Annotated in this window: 8 protein-coding genes; 5 read left to right on the top strand and 3 right to left on the bottom strand. The window is 68.7% G+C overall.

Annotated elements, in window-relative coordinates:
* The 4 genes from ACWEMY_RS07590 (at position 1) to ACWEMY_RS07605 (ending at position 10,037) form a co-directional block, all read left to right on the top strand.
* Complete coding sequence (locus ACWEMY_RS07590) at positions 1 to 1,020, top strand: LLM class F420-dependent oxidoreductase (protein ID WP_452389304.1); 1,020 nt, start codon at positions 1 to 3, stop codon at positions 1,018 to 1,020.
* 212 nt (positions 1,021 to 1,232) lie between these two features.
* Positions 1,233 to 3,146, top strand: a complete 1,914-nt coding sequence (gene fadD32, locus ACWEMY_RS07595) for a long-chain-fatty-acid--AMP ligase FadD32 (protein WP_375932486.1) — start codon at positions 1,233 to 1,235, stop codon at positions 3,144 to 3,146.
* 97 nt (positions 3,147 to 3,243) lie between these two features.
* Positions 3,244 to 8,496, top strand: coding sequence for a polyketide synthase Pks13 (pks13, locus tag ACWEMY_RS07600; RefSeq protein ID WP_452389305.1), 5,253 nt, complete (start codon positions 3,244 to 3,246; stop codon positions 8,494 to 8,496).
* The gene (locus ACWEMY_RS07605; protein WP_375932492.1) at positions 8,493 to 10,037 is read left to right on the top strand and encodes an acyl-CoA carboxylase subunit beta; all 1,545 of its coding nucleotides are present in this window, start codon (positions 8,493 to 8,495) and stop codon (positions 10,035 to 10,037) included. Before pks13 ends, ACWEMY_RS07605 begins: the two co-directional genes overlap by 4 nt.
* A gap of 87 nt (positions 10,038 to 10,124) precedes the next feature.
* On the opposite strand, the gene ACWEMY_RS07610 is transcribed toward ACWEMY_RS07605, so the two are convergent.
* From ACWEMY_RS07610 to ACWEMY_RS07620, 3 genes are all read right to left on the bottom strand, one after another.
* A complete protein-coding gene (locus tag ACWEMY_RS07610; protein WP_452389306.1) occupies positions 10,125 to 10,691 on the bottom strand; it encodes a Uma2 family endonuclease in 567 nt (188 codons plus the stop codon).
* 116 nt (positions 10,692 to 10,807) lie between these two features.
* Positions 10,808 to 11,305, bottom strand: a complete 498-nt coding sequence (locus ACWEMY_RS07615; RefSeq protein ID WP_375932498.1) for a peptidylprolyl isomerase — start codon at positions 11,303 to 11,305, stop codon at positions 10,808 to 10,810.
* A gap of 62 nt (positions 11,306 to 11,367) precedes the next feature.
* Positions 11,368 to 11,955, bottom strand: a complete 588-nt coding sequence (locus ACWEMY_RS07620) for a hypothetical protein (protein WP_452389307.1) — start codon at positions 11,953 to 11,955, stop codon at positions 11,368 to 11,370.
* A 417-nt stretch (positions 11,956 to 12,372) separates the two neighbouring features.
* Here ACWEMY_RS07620 and ACWEMY_RS07625 point away from each other — a divergent pair, with 417 nt between their 5' ends.
* A complete protein-coding gene (locus ACWEMY_RS07625; RefSeq protein WP_452389308.1) occupies positions 12,373 to 15,705 on the top strand; it encodes an arabinosyltransferase domain-containing protein in 3,333 nt (1,110 codons plus the stop codon).
* Positions 15,706 to 15,826 lie beyond the last annotated feature (121 nt).

Below are 15,826 nucleotides of genomic sequence, written 5' to 3' on the forward strand. Positions count from 1 at the left end.
ATGACCGAAGCTGCCGCACCCGTCGGTGAGTCGACCGCGCTGGGTACGCCGCTGCGTCCGTTCCGCTTCGGAGCGGCGGGAGAGGGCAACAAGCAGGAGGGCGGCGCGCGCAAGTTCGTCCAGACCGCGCAGGAGGCCGAGGAGTACGGGTACGACACCTTCTTCGTGCCCGATCACCTGGGCGACCAGATCGGCCCGATCGCCGCGCTCGGCGCGCTCACCCAGGCCACCAGCAAGATCCGCCTCGGCACCTCGGTGCTGGCCAACGGCTTCCGGCATCCGGTCGTGCTCGCCAAGGATCTCGCCACCCTCGACGTGCTGTCGAAGGGCAGGCTCGAGGTCGGGGTGGGCGCGGGCTGGATCAAGGAGGAGTTCGACAACGCGGGCATCCCGTTCGAGCGCCCCGGCGTCCGGCTGGAGAAGCTCGACGAGTCGCTGACCATCCTGGACACGCTGCTGCGCGGCCAGGAATGCAATTTCGAGGGCAAGCACTACCAGGTGCGCGGCATCAAGGGCACCCCGCGCCCGCGCCAGGGCCCGCGCCCGCCGCTGTGCACCGGTGGTGGCGGCCCGAAGATGCTGGCGCTGGCGGCCAAGCACGCCGACATCGTCTCGATCGTCCCGCAGACCACCAAGAACGGGAAGGGTCTGCTCTCGGGCATCACGCTGGAGAAGACGATCGAGAAGGTCGAGATCGTCAAGGCCGCTGCCGGTGACCGGTTCGCCGATATCGAGCTGAACTGGGCCATCACCGCCATCGTCATCACCGACGACCGGGAGAAGACCGCGGAGATGGCGCTCAACGCGATCGCCCGCGGCCTGCACCCGAATCTCGAGGTCGACGTGGAGCTTTCCGTCGAGGAGATCTTGAATTCGCCCTACGTAGCGATCGGTACGTTCGAGGAAATCGCCGAACAGATCAAACGTGTGCGCCAACTCACTTCGATGTCGTATGTCGGCATCTTCCCCACCCAGATGGATGCTTTCGCGCCTGTCATTCCGCTGCTGCGGGAGGACTGAGCGGGGGTTCTCTGTAACATGACTCTGGTTTGAGAACATCTAGCCGATAGCGGTCACCGCGCAGACCGCTCGAAAATCCGCAGGCTGTCGGGATGCACACGCACGGCGTGCACCTGTGGCCGGTGGCGATAGCGAGTCGAGGCCGCACAGGTGTCAACGCCCAGCGCGTTGGAACGATTCACCGGTGCTCGGTCCTCGGAGGAGAAGAAGGAATGGAAGAGACTTTCGACGACTACCTGGACGAGACCGGGAACATTGTCATTCCCGAGGGTCGGACCCTGGTCGATCACGTCGAGAAGCACACCCGTAACGACGCGAATACGCTCGCGTACCGCTACATCGACTACTCGCGGGAGCGCGACGGCGAGGTACACGAGCTGACCTGGCAGGAGTTCGGAGTTCGGCTGCGCGCGGTGGCCGCTCGCCTGCAGCAGGTGACCAACCCGGGTGACCGGGTCGCGATCCTGGCACCGCAGGGTCTGGACTACGTGATCTCCTTCTTCGCGGCGATCTACGCGGGCACCATCTCGGTCCCGCTGTTCGACCCCGACGAACCGGGCCACACCGACCGGCTGCACGCCGTGCTCGGCGACTGTGAGCCCTCGGCGATCCTCACCGCGACCTCCTCGGCCGCGGGCGTGCGCCAGTTCTTCCGCTCGCTGCCCGCCGCGCAGCGCCCGCGCATCATCGCCGTCGACGCGATCCCGGACACCCTCGGTGACTCCTGGATCCGCCCCGACACCGCGATCGACGACATCGCCTACCTGCAGTACACCTCGGGTTCCACCCGGGTCCCGGCCGGTGTGGAGATCACCCACCGCGCGGTCGGCACCAACCTGCTGCAGATGATCAACTCGCTGAACATGAACGAGAACTCGCGCGGTGTCACCTGGCTGCCGCTGTTCCACGACATGGGCCTGCTGACGGTGATCCTGCCCGCGGTCGGCGGCAAGTTCATCACCATCATGTCGCCGAGCGCGTTCGTGCGCCGTCCCTCGCGCTGGATCAACGAGCTGGCCGCGGTCTCCGACGGGGCGGGCACCTTCGCCGCCGCGCCGAACTTCGCGTTCGAGCACGCCGCCGCGCGCGGTGTGCCGAAGGCGGGCGAGTCGCTGGATCTGTCGAACGTCATCGGTCTGATCAACGGCTCGGAGCCGGTGACGGTGTCCTCGATGAAGAAGTTCAACGAGGCCTTCGCCCCGTACGGCCTGCCCAAGACCGCCATCAAGCCCTGCTACGGCATGGCGGAGGCGACGCTGTTCGTCTCGGCGACCAAGGCCGAGGACGAGGCCAAGTACATCTACGTCGACCGCGACGAGCTCAACAAGGGCCGGATGGTCCGCGTGGAGCAGTCCGCCGAGAACGCCATCGCGCAGGTCTCCTGCGGGTACGTCGGCCTGTCGCAGTGGGCCGCGATCATCGACCCCGAGTCGGTGGAGGGCCCCGACGGCGGCCGCGAGCTGGCCGACGGGCAGGTCGGCGAGATCTGGCTGCACGGCAACAACATGGGCATCGGCTACTGGGGTCGCCCCGACGAGTCGAGCAAGACCTTCCGCAACCGGGTCACCGAGCGGCAGCCGGGTGGGCACACCGAGGGCACCGCCGCCGACGCGGACTGGATGCGCACCGGCGACTTCGGCGTCTACTTCGACGGCGAGCTCTACATCACCGGTCGCGTCAAGGACCTGGTGATCGTCGACGGCCGCAACCACTACCCGCAGGACCTGGAGTTCTCCGCCCAGGAGGCCTCCACCGCGCTGCGCCCCGGTTTCGTCGCCGCCTTCGCGGTGCCGGCCAACCAGCTGCCCGCCGAGGTCTTCGCGGCCGACAGTCACGCCGGCCTGAAGTTCGACGCCGACGACGCGTCCGAGCAGCTGGTGATCGTGGCCGAGCGGGGTCCCGGCGCGGGCAAGGCCGACCCGGCCCCGATCGCCGACGCGGTGCGCGCGGCGGTCTCCCAGCGCCACGGCGTCACCGCGCGTGACATCCTGCTGGTTCCCGCGGGTTCCATCCCGCGTACCTCCAGCGGCAAGATCGCCCGGCGCGCCTGCAAGGCCGCCTACCTCGAGGGAACGCTGCGCGGTGGTTACACCCAGCAGGCTTTCCCCGATGCACCAGAAGAGTAATCGGCCGACCGGTTCGGTGATGACGCCCGGCATGTCGAGCATGCCGGGCGTCAATCCACGGCGCGCCCTGTACGCAGACAGGTAGCTTGAGGAATTGATGGAACACAACGAGGCCTCCCCAGATCGCGCCGATCGACCCAGCACCACAGCTGCCGAGAGCGCAACGACTGCGTCCCCGGGCGACCATTCGGTCGCCGAGGTGCGTGATTGGCTGCGCAAATGGGTCGCCGACGCGACCGGACAGTCGGTCGAGGCGATCACCGTCGACCGGCCGATGGAGGAGTTCGGGCTGGCCTCGCGCGATGCCCTCGCCCTCGGCGGTGACATCGAGGACTTCACCGGTGTCTCGCTCGCCCCGACGGTGATCTACCAGCATCCGACGATCGGGTCGCTGGCCGAGATCATCGTCAACGGTGAGCCCGAGCCCGCCGTCGAGAACGACGAGGACTACACCGCCGCCTTCACCCCCAGCGAAGCGCACGACATCGCGATCGTCGGTCTGTCGACGCGGCTGCCGGGCGCGGGCGACACCCCCGAGTCGACCTGGGAGTTCCTGATCGGTCGCGGCGACGCGATCCGCGAGCTGCCCGAGGGCCGCTGGGCCGAGTTCCTGAGCGACCCCACCGTGGCCGCGGCCGTCGCCGAAGGCAAGACCAGGGGTGGCTACCTCGACCAGGAGGTCGTCAAGGGCTTCGACGCCGAGTTCTTCGCGACCTCGCCGATCGAGGTCGAGCGGATGGACCCGCAGCAGCGCCTGATGATGGAGCTCACCTGGGAGGCGCTCGAGCACGCGCGCATCCCGGCCAGCGACCTCAAGGGCGCGCCGGTGGGCATGTTCATCGGTTCCTCGTCCAGCGATTTCGCGATGATCGCCGCGCTGGCGCTCGGTGAGGCCGACCCGGACATCCCGGCCTCGGCCGAGGGCTACGCGATCATGGGCAGCTCCAACGGCATCATCGCCAACCGGGTGTCCTACTTCTACGACTTCCGTGGCCCGTCGGTCACCGTGGACACCGCCTGCTCGTCGACCCTGGTCGCCGTGCACCAGGCGGTGCGCGCGCTGCGCGACGGCGACGCCGACGTGGCGCTGGCCGGCGGCGTGAACATGCTGCTGATGCCGTTCCCGACGCTCGGCTTCGCGCCCGGCACCTCCGCCGACGGCCGCATCAAGGCGTTCTCCTCCGACGCCGACGGCATGGTGCGCTCCGAGGGCGCCGGCCTGGTCGTGCTCAAGCGCCTGGCCGACGCCGAACGCGACGGCGACCACATCTATGCCGTGGTCAAGGGCTCGGCGGTCAACAACGACGGTCGCTCCAACGGTCTGCTCGCCCCCAACCCGGACGCCCAGGCCGACGTACTGCGCCGCGCCTACCGCGACGCCGGCATCGTCCCCACCACCGTCGACTACATCGAGGCGCACGGCACCGGCACGCCCATCGGCGACCCCATCGAAGCCGAGGCGCTGGCGCGTGTGGTCGGCCGTGGCCGCGACGCGGACAAGCCCGCCCTGCTCGGCTCGGTCAAGACCAACTTCGGCCATCTGGAATCCGGCGCCGGTGTCCCCGCCCTCGCCAAGGTGCTGCTGGCGTTCCAGCACAACGTGATTCCGCCGAACATCAACTACGCGGGCCCCAGCCCCTACATCCCGTTCGCGCAGGCCAACCTCTCGGTCGTCGACGAGCCGACCGAGTTCCCGCGCTACAGCGGCGTGGCGACCGTCGGCATCTCCGGTTTCGGTTTCGGTGGCACCAACGCGCACGTGGTCCTGCAGGAATACGTGCCCACTCCGGCCGTGGTCGAAGACGTCACCCCCACGCAGGTCGCCGCCGAGGAGATCGAGGGCGAGGAGACCACCGATGTGGTCGCCGAGGCCGTCGCGATCACCGAGGCCGCCGCCGAGCCGGTGCGGCCGGTGCCGGAGTGGGACGGCGATCGCGCCGAACCGCTGCCGGTGATCCTGGCCGTGTCCGCCTACCTGCCCTCGCGCCGCAAGCGCGCCGCCGCCGAGCTGGCCGACTGGCTGGAGGGCCCCGGCAAGGACGTGCCGCTGGCCGATGTGGCGCGGGCGCTGGCCAAGCGCAGCCATCACCGTTCGCGCGGTGTGGTGCTGGCCAAGACGCACGAAGAAGCCGTCACCGGCCTGCGCGCCATCGCCGAGGGCAAGCCGGGCGCGGGCGTGTTCACCGCCGATTCCCCGGCCGCCGCGGCGCCGGTGTGGGTGATGTGTGGCTTCGGCGCGCAGCATCGCAAGATGTCCAAGCAGCTCTACAACGAGAACTCGATCTTCCGCCGGACCGTCGACGAGGTCGACGAGCTGGTGCAGGACGAGGCGGGCTACTCGATCCGCGAGATGTTCCTCGACGACGAGCAGGACTACGACGTCGGCACCTGCCAGGTCGGTATCTTCACCACCCAGCTCGGCCTGGCCGCGCTGCTGCGCGCGCACGGCGCCGAGCCCGCCGCGGTGGTCGGGCATTCGATGGGTGAGGTCGCCGGTGCCTACATCGCGGGCGGTCTGAGCCTCGAGGACGCGGTGCGCGTGATCTGCGCCCGCTCGCGCCTGATGGGCGAGGGCGAGCAGATGCTCAGCGACGACGACGTGCGCAATATGGCGCTGGTCGAACTCAGCGCCCACGATGTGGCCCAGCTGCTGCCGCGTTTCCCCGATGTGGAGGTCGGGGTGTACGCCGCGCCGACCAACACCGTGATCGGCGGTCCGCGCGAGCAGGTCGAGCAGATCGTGGCCGAGGTCGAGGCGTCCGGCAAGTTCGCCCGCATCCTGCCCACCCGCGGCGCGGGCCACACCTCGCAGATGGACCCGCTGCTGGGCGAGTTGGCCGCCGAACTGGCCGGCATCGAACCCACCCGCCTGAAGACCGGTCTGTACTCGACCGTGCACGAGGGCCTGTTCTTCAAGGCCGGTTCCGAGCCGGTGCACGACGAGCCCTACTGGGTCAAGAACATGCGCGGGTCGGTGTACTTCACCCACGCGATCAAGGCCGCCGTCGACTCCGGGCACACCACCTTCCTGGAGCTGGCGCCCAACTCTGTCGCGCTGATGCAGGTCCTCGGCACCACCTTCGCCGCGGGCGTGCACGACGCGCAGCTCATCCCCACGCTCAAGCGCAAGGAAGACGAGGCCGCCGGTGTCATCGGCGCGCTCGCCCAGCTCTATGTGCACGGCCACGCGGTGGACCTGAGTTCGCTGCTGCCGCAGGGCGATTACGCCGAGGTGCCGCGGACCGCGTTCCTGCGCAAGCAGTACTGGCCCAAGGCCTCCTTCGCCGCGACCGGCGGCGACAGCCGGGTGCCCGGCGCGCACGTTGCCATGCCCGACGGGCGCCACGCCTGGGAGGTGCAGGCGGGCTCGGTCACCGACCTGACGGCGCTGGTGCGGGCCGCCGCCGCGCAGGTGCTCTCCGACGTCGCCGTCACGGTCTCGCATCCGCACGCCGCGCTGCCGACCACCGGCACGCTGACCACCACCCTCACCCCGCACCTCGGCGGTGCGTCGGTGCAGGTGCACGCCAAGACGCCGATCGGCTTCACGCTGCTGTTCGACGCCGTGGTCACCTCCGGTGCGCCACTGCCCGAACCCGTTGTGGCCCCGGCACTCCCGGCCGTCACCGAGCCGGAGCCGACCGCCGCCGAGATCGCCGTGGCCACCAGCGACCGCTGGCGCCCCGACAGCGGCGAGACCGTCGAGCAGCGGCTGTGCGTGATCGTCGCGGAGTCCATGGGTTACGCCGTCGAGGATCTCCCGATGGAGATCCCGCTGATGGAACTCGGCCTGGACTCGCTCATGGCGATGCGCATCAAGAACCGCGTCGAATACGAGTTCGACATCCCGCAGCTGCAGATCTCCGCGGTCCGCGACGCCAGCCTCAACGAGGTGTCGAAGGTGCTGCGCTACGCCATCGAGCATCGCGACGAGGTCGCGGCGATGTCGGAGAAGCAGGCCGCCGCGCGTGCCGCCGGTGAGGATGTGGAGCTGGGCGTCGACGCGAACTTCGTCGAGGCCGCGCGCGCGGCGATCGCCGCCGGTGATGATCCGCTGGCAGCGGCCAAAGCCGCCGGTGCGGAGCTGCCGTCGGAAACCGCTGGTACCGAAGCGGTTCCGGCTGATGCCGAGTCGCAGGCCGCGGTCGACGCGTCGGCGACCGTCGCCGCGCAGGGGAGTGCCGAGGCCGACAGCGCAGCGCAGCCGTCGGTCGCGACCGAGGCGCTGCCGGACGTCGACTACTCGGCCCCGGCCGGGGACGAGGACAACGTTCCGCCACGTGACGCTGCCGAGCGCCTGGCCTATGCCACCTGGGCTGTCGTCACGGGAACCTCGCCGGGCGGCATCTTCAACACCCTGCCGATCCTGGAGGAGGAGGTCGCCGAGAGGATGGCGGCCCGCCTCACCGAGCGGGTCAAGGCCGAGGTGACCGTCGACGACGTGCTCGATTGCGAGACCATCGAGCAGCTCTCCGAGGTCGTGCGCAGCCTGCAGGACAGCGGCGCCGACGTGGACGGTTTCATCCGTCCGCTGCGGGCACGGACCGAAGGTTCCACCGCCGCACCGGTTTTCGTGTTCCACCCCGCCGGAGGCAACACCCTCGTCTACGAGCCGCTGCTCAAGCGTCTGCCCGCCGACACCCCGATGTACGGCTTCGAGCGGGTCGAGGGCTCCATCGAGGAGCGGGCCCGTCAGTACCTGCCGGAGCTGCGCAAGATCCAGGGCGATGGCCCGTACGTGCTGTACGGCTGGTCGCTCGGTGCGGTGCTGGCCCTGCAGGTGGGTCAGATGCTGCGCGAAGAGGGTGCCGACGTGCGCCACATCGGCCTGATCGACCTGGCGATGACCGTCGAGCCGGAGGACAACACCCTCGAGGGCCGCATCGCACGCCTGGAGCGGTACCAGGCCTTCGCCAAGAAGACCTACAACGTGCCCTCCGAACTGGATCGTGAGCAGATCGAGGAACTGGCGGCCGCGACCGACGCCGAGCAGTTCGCGATGATCAGCGATCTGATCAAGCTCTCGGGAGCCAAGATCCCCGGCGGCGTGCTCGAGCATCAGCGGCACTCCTACCTGGAGAACCGCGCACTGGAGCAGAAGGACCCCAGCCGCTACGACGGCGACGTGGTCCTCTACCTGGCCGATCGCTACCACGACGGCGCGATCGAGCTCGAGCCGCGCTACGCGGATCGCCGCCCCAACGGTGGCTGGGATGAGTACATCCCGAACCTCGAGGTGGTCCACATCCCGGGCGACCACCTCCAGATCGTCGACGAACCGCGGATCGGCCAGATCGGTGCCGACCTCGCCGCCAAGCTGGCCGCGATTTCCGCAAAGGGAGAGAAGTGAGCACCACCGCCGAGAAGCTGGCCGATCTACACGAGCGGCTGGAGCTCGCCAAAGAGCCCGCGGGCCAGAAGGGGATCGAGAAGCGGGCGCGCAAGGGCATTCCCAGCGCCCGCGACCGGATCAACCAGCTGCTCGACCCGGGTACCTTCGTCGAGATCGGTGCGCTGGTGCGCAAGCCGGGCGATCCGACCGCGCTCTACGGTGACGGTGTCGTGGTCGGTCACGGCCTGGTGGAAGGCCGTCCGGTGGCGGTGTTCTCGCACGACCAGACCGTCTACGGCGGTTCGGTCGGTGAGGCGTTCGGGCGCAAGCTGTGCGGCATCATGCAGTACGCCGCCAAGGTCGGTATCCCGCTGGTCGGCATCAACGATTCCGGTGGCGCGCGCGTGCAGGAGGCGATCAGCTCGCTGGCCTGGTACGCCTGGATGGCGACCAATCTCGAGCCGCTCTCGGGCATGGTGCCGCTGGTCTCGCTGATCCTGGGCAACTGTGCCGGTGGCGCGGTGTACGAGCCGATCTGCACCGATGTGGTGGTGGCGACCGAGTCGGCGCACATGTTCGTCACCGGGCCGAAGATCATCAAAGAGGTCACCGGCGAGGACGTCAGCCTCGAGGAGCTCGGTGGCGCGCGCACGCAGGCCGAGTACGGCAACATCCACCACGTGGCCAAGGACGAAGAGGCCGCGTTCCAGTGGGTGCGCGAGTACCTGGGCTACATGCCCACCAGCTGCCAGGAGCTGCCGCCGGTCGTGAATCCGGGCCTCGAGCCCGAGATCACCGATTCCGATCGCGAGCTGAACACGATCATGCCGGACTCGGACAACGCCGGGTACGACATGTACGACATCCTGCTGCGCATCTTCGACGACGGTGAGTTCAAGGAGATCAGCTCCGGCACCGGACCCAACATCATCACCGGGTTCGCGCGCGTGGACGGCCGCAGCGTCGGCGTGGTCGCCAATCAGCCGCTGGCCTCGGCCGGTGCGCTGGACGCGCGCGCCTCGGACAAGGCCTCGCACTTCGTTCGCCTGTGCAACGCCTTCGAGATCCCGCTGATCTTCGTGGTCGACACCCCCGGCTTCCTGCCGGGTGTGGAGCAGGAGAAGGTCGGCGTGATCAAGCGCGGTGGCCGGTTCCTGTTCTCCTACGTGGAGGCGTCGGTCCCGAAGATCACGCTGGTGGTGCGCAAGTCCTACGGCGGCGGTTACGCCGTGATGGGTTCCAAGCAGCTCGGCGCCGACATCAACCTGGCCTGGCCCACCGCCCGCCTGGCCGTCATGGGCGCCGAGGGCGCGGTCAGCCTGATCGGCGCCGCCCAGATCGCCGCCGCCCCGGAAGACCAGCGCGCCGCGGTCCGCCAGCAGCTCATCGACTTCTACAACACCAATATCGCCACCCCGTGGGTCGCCGCCGAACGCGGCTTCATCGACGCGGTCATCGAGCCGGCCACCACCCGCCTCGAGATCCGCCGCGCCCTGAAACTGCTGGAAGACAAGAAGATCGTCCGCAACCCCCGCAAACACCACGTCCTGCCCCTCTAGGCAAGACCCCCCCGAACGGGCCGCCCCGGAACCCTCCGGAGCGGCCCGTTCGCGTATGTGCCTGGGTATCGTTGTGGTGCCGCGAGGTCAGAGCCTGCCGAGGTCGATCTCGGTCGGGAACGGTGCGGTGGTTTTGATGATGCCCGTGAACATGTCGCCGGTCCGGTAGGACCTGGTCGCCGGGTCGAGGATGTAGGTGTAGATCAGCGGTACGCCGGTCGCGGCTTGTTCGACGCGCCAGTAGAAGGCGATGCCGGCCTTCGCGTACTGGTCCACCTTCACGATCCGGTCGGTGGTCTCCGAGCCGGGGGAGACGACCTCGACGACCAACAGGACATGCTCGGGGCGGGTCGGGCTGATATCGAGGGTGTCCGCTCGGTAGACGACGACGTCGGGGCGGCGGTTGGTCAGCGGGACATCCTGGAGCCGCACGTCGAAATCGGTGTCGGCGTTCCATTCCGGACCGGCGGCTTCATCCAACGCATTCGCCAGAATCCGGGCGAGGCGATTGTGGCGCTTGGACGCGCTGGGACTCACGACGACCATCCCGTCGACGATCTCGATACCCGCACACTGCTCCTCGGACCAGGAGTCGTATTCCGCCGCCGTGATCTGCTCGTGCATCCAGGCCGGGGGCGCTGTCTCGGCAGTCATCACGCGCTCCTCCCGAACACCGTCGAGGTGGACTCTACTCAATTCGTAAAGTCTAATCGAGTGCGGTCGGGCCGCCACCGATTGTCTCGGTGGCGGCCCGGTGCACTGTCGAAAAGCTACGCGATGGTGGCGGATTCGATGATGACGTCGTCGACGGGGACGTCCTGGTGGGGGCCCGCGCTGCCGGTGGAGACGGCGGCGATCTTGTCGACGACCTCGGTGCCGTCGGTGACCTTGCCGAACACCGCGTAGCCCCAGCCCTGGCCCTGGGGGGCCGAGTGGTTGAGGAAGGCGTTGTCGGAGACGTTGATGAAGAACTGGGCGGTGGCCGAGTGCGGGTCGTTGGTGCGGGCCATCGCGACGGTGTACTTGTCGTTCTTCAGGCCGTTGGTGGCCTCGTTCTGGATCGGCGCCTGGGTGGGCTTCTGCTTCAGGCCGGGCTCGAAGCCGCCGCCCTGAACCATGAAATTGGGAATGACGCGATGGAACACGGTGCCGTTGTAATGACCCGCGTTCACGTAGTTCACGAAGTTGGCGACCGTGTTCGGCGCGGCCTGGTCGTCCAACTCGAGCACGATCTGTCCGTAGTTGGTATCGAGATTCACCTTGGTCATGGAGTCGAGTCTAGGGAGGGGAGGGGTCCGGGAGGGATGGGGGTCCGCGCCGGGCGTGGCGGCTACCCACCGCGCCCGGTGGCACTGGTCGGGCAACCGAATCCACCGGTCACCTTGATAGGTGCCGGGGAATTGGTGGCCTGCACCGTCGACGGGCTGCCGTTGGTCCAGGTGCCCGCCAGCGTGGCCGGTGCGGTGGGCGCCACGACCACCTTGCAGGAGGCCAGCCCGCTGGTCTGGATGACCATCCCGCCGGTCGGCACGTTGATCGAGCCGGCCACCGGCGACCCGTTCTGGCCGGTGATCGACCAGCTGCCGCTGGTGGTCACCGTCGCGCTCACGCCCCACATGCTGGTGGAGCAGCCGGTGAAGGTGGGCGCGTTGATCGGCACGGTCACCGGGCCGCTGGGGTTGGTGTTGTTCGGCGCGGCGGGCACGGAGCCGGTCGCGGACGAGGTGGTGCAGGTGATGGTGACACCGCCGGCCACCGCCTTCACCGAGCCCTGGTTGGTGGCCTGCACCGCGGCGCCCGCGGGGCTGACCGTGGTGGAGGACTGGGCCGCGGCGGGTCCGAGCCCGAACGATGCCGCGGCCACCGCACAACCCGCGGTGACCAGTGCCGAACGTGTGAAGAAGTTGCTGTCGAACATTGCGTACTCCTCGATGTGATCGACCGTTTCCAGATGTGAAGCGGTCATGTTCAAGAGTACGAAAAGGCGGTTTTCGGTAATGCGCAGTTCGCGCCTACCTTTTCATTCGGAATCCTTCGCCATTCGTCGTCGACGAGGGGTTTCCGCATTTAAAATGCCCGGCCGTTACCTTGCGTAACAGTTACCATCGTTCTTATCTATATGCGCTATACACACTGGTAGCGTGGACAAACTTCTGTGTCGCGACGAACCCGCGCCCACGGCCGCGATCGATAGCCGATAGGCATTACCGGGAAACGTGGATCCGCTCGCGAATCCTAATGAAATGCTTGAACTTCACACCATGCCGTAGTGCATGTTCGGCAGGAAGGCGTGCGAGCCCTCACAATGACGGCGGTGCGGATACCATGGCGAACCGTGCCAGACGCCGCAACAGCTGTTCTCACCAAGCCGCCCGCGCAACCGGCGGCGTCCGCGAAGGACTTCCGGATCGCGCGATGGATCGCGCTGGTCGCCGGACTCCTCGGTGCCCTCTTCGCGCTGGCGACGCCGTTCCTGCCGGTCACCCAGACCACCGCGGAACTGACCTGGCCGCAGAACGGCAAGCTCGGCAATATCCAGGCGCCGCTGATGTCGCAGGTGCCGATCGACCTCGACGCCACCATCCCGTGTTCGGCGGTGGCGAGCCTGCCCGAACAGGGCGGCATGCTGCTGGCGACCGCGCCGCCGCAGGGCGACCGCGCCGCGCTGGAGGCGCTGTTCGTGCGCGTGTCCGACACCGCGGTGGACGTGGTCGACCGCAACGCGGTGGTGGCCTCGGCCGACCGGTCCGCGATGGACCAGTGCTCGGCCATCGTCATCAGCTCCGACCAGCACCGCACCACCGCGAGTTTCGAGGGACTGAGCAAGGAGATCGAGCGGCCGGTCGCCGGGCAGCCCGGCGCGGTCGAGACCGTGCGGGTGCCGGTGCAGGGCCAGCTCGGCGGGGATCTGCGCCCGCAGATCGTCGGCGTGTTCTCCGACCTGCGCGGCGATGTGCCGCAGGGACTTTCGCTGACCTCCACCATCGACTCGCGCTTCTCCTCGAGCCCGTCGCCGGTGAAGCTGATCGCGATCGTCGCCGCGGTGCTGTGCACGCTGCTGGCGCTGGCCGCGCTGGCCCAGCTCGACGGCAGTGACAGGCGCGGGCACCGCCGGTTCCTGCCGCGCAATTGGCTCAAGCCCACCTGGGCGGACGGTGCCGTGATCGGCACGCTGCTGGTCTGGCATTTCGTCGGCGCCAACACCTCCGACGACGGCTACATTCTCTCGATGGTCCGGGTGGCTCCCGACGCGGGCTACATGGCCAACTACTTCCGCTGGTACGGCGTGCCCGAGGCGCCGTTCGGCTGGTACTACTACGTCATCCAGGTGTTCGCGGAGTTCTCCACGGCCAGTCCGTGGGTGCGTCTGCCCGCGCTGGTGTGCGGCATCCTGTGCTGGATGGTGATCAGCCGCGAGGTGGTTCCGCGTCTGGGTAATGCCGTCAAGCGCAGTCAGGTGGCGCTGTGGACCGGCGGTCTGGTGTTCCTGGCCTTCTGGCTGCCCTTCGACAACGGCCTGCGCTCGGAGCCGATCGTGGCGCTGGGCGCGCTGCTGACCTGGGTCTCCATCGAGCGCGCCATCGCCACCGGCCGGCTGCTGCCCGCCGGGATCGCGGTGCTGATCGCGGCCTTCACCCTGGCCGCCGCCCCGACCGGCCTGATGTGTGTGGCCGCGCTGCTGGCCGGTATCCGGCCGCTGGTGCGCATCATCGTGCGCAGGCACCGGCAGTTCGGCACGCTGCCGCTGCTGGCGCCGATCGGCTCGGCCGGACTGCTGGTGCTGGTGGTGGTCTACGGCGACCAGACCTTCGCCGGTATCCAGGAGGCCAACCGGGTGCGTCAGGCCACCGGCCCGAACCTGGCCTGGTACGAGGACTACCTGCGCTACTACTACATGTTCGTCGAGACCGTCGACGGCTCGCTGGCCCGGCGCTTCGCCTTCCTGGTGATGCTGCTGTGCCTGTTCACCACGCTGCTGGTGCTGCTGCGCCGCCGTCAGGTGCCCGGCATCGCCTCGGGCCCGACCTGGCGGTTGATGGGCATCGTGTTCGGCACCATCTTCTTCATGATGTTCAACCCGACGAAGTGGACCCACCACTTCGGCGCCTACGCGGGCATCGCGGGTTCGCTGGCGGCGGTGACGGCGGTGGCCGTGTCGCAGAGCGCGCTGCGCTCACGCAAGAACCGGGCGATCTTCCTGGCCGGATTGCTGTTCGTGCTGGCGCTGTCGTTCTCGGGCATCAACGGCTACTGGTACGTCTCCAGCTACGGCGTGCCGTGGTTCGACAAGACCGTCTCGCTGCGCGGCATCAACTCCAACACCGTGATGCTGATCCTGTTCGGTCTGGGCCTGGCCCTGGTCGCCTGGTACGCGCTGCGCGAGGACTACGTGAAACCGGTGCCCTCGGTCGCCACGAAGCGCGGCAGGCGCATCCGCAAGTTCGCGGCCATCCCGCTGACGGTGGTGGTCGGGCTGATGGTGGCCTTCGAGGTGCTCTCGCTGGTCAAGGGCGCCACCCAGCAGTATCCGGCCTACTCGCTGGCCCGCTCGAACATCGACGCGCTCGGCGGCAACGCCTGCGGCCTGGCCAACGACGTGCTCGTCGAACCCGACCCCAACGGCGGCAGGCTCGACCCGATCACCGATCCGGCCCGCCCGCTCACCGACCCGAACGACCCGCTCGCCGGCACCGACTCGGTGGCCTTCACGCCCAACGGCGTGCCCGGTGACCTCTCCGCCGACGCCGTCGAGGTGAAGCCGGGCACCGGCAACACCAGCAACCAGTCGGTCGGCGCCGCCTTCGCCGAGGGCGAGAGCGCGGGCACCGGCGGAGGTGAGGGCGCGCGCGGCGTCAACGGGTCGACCGTGGCCCTGCCCTTCGGCCTCGATCCCGCGCAGACCCCGATCCTGGGTTCCTACCAGGAGGGCGTGCAGCAGCCCGCGCATCTGGAGTCGTCGTGGTACGGGCTGCCCGCCCGCTCCGAGGACTCGCCGCTGATCGTCATCTCCGCGGCGGGCCGCATCGCCTCCAAGGACGACACCGGCGCCGACAAGTACGGCCAGTCGCTGCTGGTCGAGTACGGCACCCGCAATCCGGACGGCAGCGTCACCGCGCTCGGTGCCTACCTGCCCCGCGATATCGGCCCGTACCCGTCGTGGCGCAACCTGCGCGTGCCGCTGGCCGACCTGCCCGCCGAGGCGAACGCGGTGCGCATCCTGGCCAACGACCCGATCCTGATCGGTGACCAGTGGCTGGCCTTCACCCCGCCGCGCGTGCCCAAGCTGCAGACCCTGGACCACTACATCGGCCGCGATCAGCCGGTGCTGCTGGACTGGGCCGTCGGCCTGCAGTTCCCCTGCCAGCGTCCGTTCGCGCACAAGAACGGCGTGGCCGAGGTGCCCAACTACCGGATCCTGCCGGACCGGCCGCTGGCGATCTCCTCGACCGACACCTGGCAGGCCCAGGAGTTCGGCGGCCCGCTCGGCTTCTCGCAGATGCTGGCCAACCGGGTCACCATCCCGACCTATCTGAAGGACGACTGGGCTCGCGACTGGGGTTCGCTGGAACGCTACGACCAGCACCTGCCCGCCACGCCCGCCCAGCTCACGACCGGAACCCAGACCCGCACCGGGCTCTGGAGCCCCGGCCCGCTGCGGGTGTTCTGACCCGGACACACAGAAGGCGCGGACCACTTCGGTGGTGCGCGCCTTAGCCGGGTGGTGGTAAGGAGTTGAGAAGTTGTGGATGCGACGGGTGAGGTGGCGGGGGAATAACACTTGGGGAGGC

The organism is Nocardia sp. NPDC004415, assembly GCF_053602435.1.

Coding starts and splice junctions, on each gene's coding strand:
- ACWEMY_RS07590 (WP_452389304.1), top strand. CDS start 1: ATGACCGAAGCTGCCGCACCCGTCGGTGAGTCGACCGCGCTGGGTACG.
- fadD32 (WP_375932486.1), top strand. CDS start 1,233: ATGGAAGAGACTTTCGACGACTACCTGGACGAGACCGGGAACATTGTC.
- pks13 (WP_452389305.1), top strand. CDS start 3,244: ATGGAACACAACGAGGCCTCCCCAGATCGCGCCGATCGACCCAGCACC.
- ACWEMY_RS07610 (WP_452389306.1), bottom strand. CDS start 10,691: ATGACTGCCGAGACAGCGCCCCCGGCCTGGATGCACGAGCAGATCACG.
- ACWEMY_RS07615 (WP_375932498.1), bottom strand. CDS start 11,305: ATGACCAAGGTGAATCTCGATACCAACTACGGACAGATCGTGCTCGAG.
- ACWEMY_RS07620 (WP_452389307.1), bottom strand. CDS start 11,955: ATGTTCGACAGCAACTTCTTCACACGTTCGGCACTGGTCACCGCGGGT.